The organism is Bacteroides sp. AM41-16, assembly GCF_003603495.1.
GTDB lineage: Bacteria > Bacteroidota > Bacteroidia > Bacteroidales > Bacteroidaceae > Bacteroides > Bacteroides uniformis.
Genome location: NZ_QTNE01000047.1, coordinates 1 through 2,436, shown reverse-complemented (window position 1 = coordinate 2,436; position 2,436 = coordinate 1). Strand labels below are relative to the sequence as shown.

Genomic DNA, 2,436 nt, shown 5'->3' with positions numbered 1-2,436 from the left:
GTCGAGTAGGTCAGCCCCCTTACGGGAGCTTTCCCCTCTAAGAACCGTACGTGCGAGTTTCCCCGCATACGGCTCAAGCAACATGACCGTTACCGACTTTGTTATCGGTAGAGCCATCTCATTTTCGACTTTCATATTCATAATCTACTTTGCATTTTACGTTTACAACTGGTATGTACAAGAGTTCTTACCTTTCGTCCACTGACTATTTGTTCAGTGATACTCCAAGGTCTTTCCCTGTCAATACGCTCTCCACATACAGGACATACTTTATTCTGTCGTTTCCAAATGTTTATTAGAGATTGCCTGCCTTTCAGCGTTTGCTTCATTCGGTAGGTTTCTCTCCATTCGTAGTACGATTTATCTGATGGGTCATACGGATTGGCATAATGCCGAACCTTGACGAATTTCTCATGGTGGATGGTTGGTAGATAGGTCAGTTCGAGATAATCAATCTTATCTTTCTTGCCCATATCTGCCGCAAATCTCCACGAGTGCCCATTTAGTGTTCTGAAATACTTATCCTTTACCCATCCTTTACATTTCTGCGGATGTCTGCGTCTTGCCCATTGCCATATTTTCTTGAAGATTTCCCAATCCATTCGGTGGAATACATTCGCAGAAGTACCATATTTATAATAATTACCCCAACCTTTTATGATTGGATTCAGCATCATAATAAGTGACTTCTGTTTTACACACTTGTTGGCTTCTATCGTCTTGCGGATTTTTTCGCAAAACCTCTTTTGCGCATCTTTGGATGGAGTTGTCAGCAGCGTATTATTGCGGAACTTTCGGATATTGAAACCGAGAAAGTCAAATCCCTCATTTATATGTGTGATTTTTGTCTTTTCTTCTGATAGTGTCAGACCTCTTTCCGCAAGGAACTTACGTACTAATGGAAGTATAACCTGTTCTATCGTTTCCTTATCCTTTGCCGTTACAATGAAATCATCTGCATATCGTACAAGATGTATCTTAGGAACTATCTTTTTGTAGTTCACCTGATATTTCTTGACACTCTTTTCCAACAAATCTTGCAGTCCGTCAAGTGCCATGTTTGCAAGAGTTGGGGATATTATGCCACCTTGTGGGGTTCCCTCTTCCGTAGGAAAGAGTTCTCCATTGAACACATATCCGCATTCGAGCCATTTGCGTAGTATCTCCTTATCCATAGGGATATTGTTGATTAACCACGCATGGCTGATATGGTCGAAGCATCCTTTGATGTCCCCCTCAAGAATCCATTCGGGAGCGACCGAACGAGAAAGAACGATGTAGCATTGCTCGATGGCATCATGTGTACAGCGATGTCTGCGGAATCCGTAGGAATGGCTGTCGCCAGTGGTTTCCGCTATCGGGTCAAGTGCCATTAGGTACAATGCCTGCATCGCACGGTCTTTCATCGTTGGTATTCCGAGTGGGCGTAATTTCCCGTTCTTCTTTTTGATATTTACACGTTTTAAAGGTTGTGGCTTGTAGCCATGTCTTTTCAGAGTGAATATGGCTTTGGCTTTCGCCAATGGAGAAGACCATGTAATCTTGTCAACGCCGGAAGTAGATTTTCCTTTGTTAGTCGTAACTCGTTTTACCGCCAATGCTTTGGCGTAGAACGAGTGGGTAAGCATCCATTGCAGGGCTTTCACCTTGTTATTTCTGCCTTCCCTTTGAGCCTTTACAATACGTGCTTGCAGCTTTTGGACAAAACGCTCACATTTGTCCCAGTCGATTTTCGACCAGAGTTCGTGAATGTCTATGTCTTCGGGCGCACACGCCAATTTCTTTGCGTTCATTTGCTTTCCTTTCTTTAAAAGTTCTGTAAACTATCTTGTAAAGTGTCACCATAGGCGGAAGTCTGCCCACTTTCGTGTCGGATGATGTTACCTTTACCAACCCGTGATATTGGCTCAATCCGTATCCTCCCCATTACAGGGAGGCATTCGCTTTTTCCGCTATCCTATACCCACACCCCATGTAGGCTTGCCTTGCGGCTTGCTTACCAGCTCTGATGAACTGGAGAGATACGGGCTTACCGTGTTTTACATAAGTGATAAATAAGCGGGTTAGGTCCTGTCTATTCCACCGGCAGTGCTAATGTCCGTGTGCCCCCAAAGTTCAAGAGGACAGCCGACTGCTTACCTTTTGGTCCGAGCCTGTCAACAGCCTTTGGCTCGTTATACCTTACGATGTTTATCGGACAGTTCACTTTCGTTGACCATACCGCTAAGCCAAGCTCCTCGTGCTGAATGGTGTTATCAGCCGTTGATTTCCCCTCACGGTTCAATCTTCTCCTTTTGGAAAGGCTACCTTGTCGGGACAGCTCCGTACAAAAGGATTACTCCCAATGCACGTGTCCGTAGGCTACTCCAGACGGAACTGGAGGTGTAATCTTGATGTTACACAATCACTTACGCAACTTCACGTCGCACAAACTTG

At 44.6% G+C, this 2,436-nt stretch carries 1 protein-coding gene; it reads right to left on the bottom strand.

What is annotated here, in order from left to right:
* Nucleotides 1-137 precede the first annotated feature (137 nt).
* On the bottom strand, nucleotides 138-1,793 hold the full coding sequence (gene ltrA, locus DW896_RS21280; RefSeq protein ID WP_004316241.1) for a group II intron reverse transcriptase/maturase: 1,656 nt from the start codon (nucleotides 1,791-1,793) through the stop codon (nucleotides 138-140).
* Nucleotides 1,794-2,436 lie beyond the last annotated feature (643 nt).

Bases quoted from the DNA above. Each gene is read 5' to 3' on its own strand.
- ltrA (WP_004316241.1), bottom strand. From the start codon at position 1,793: ATGAACGCAAAGAAATTGGCGTGTGCGCCCGAAGACATAGACATTCAC.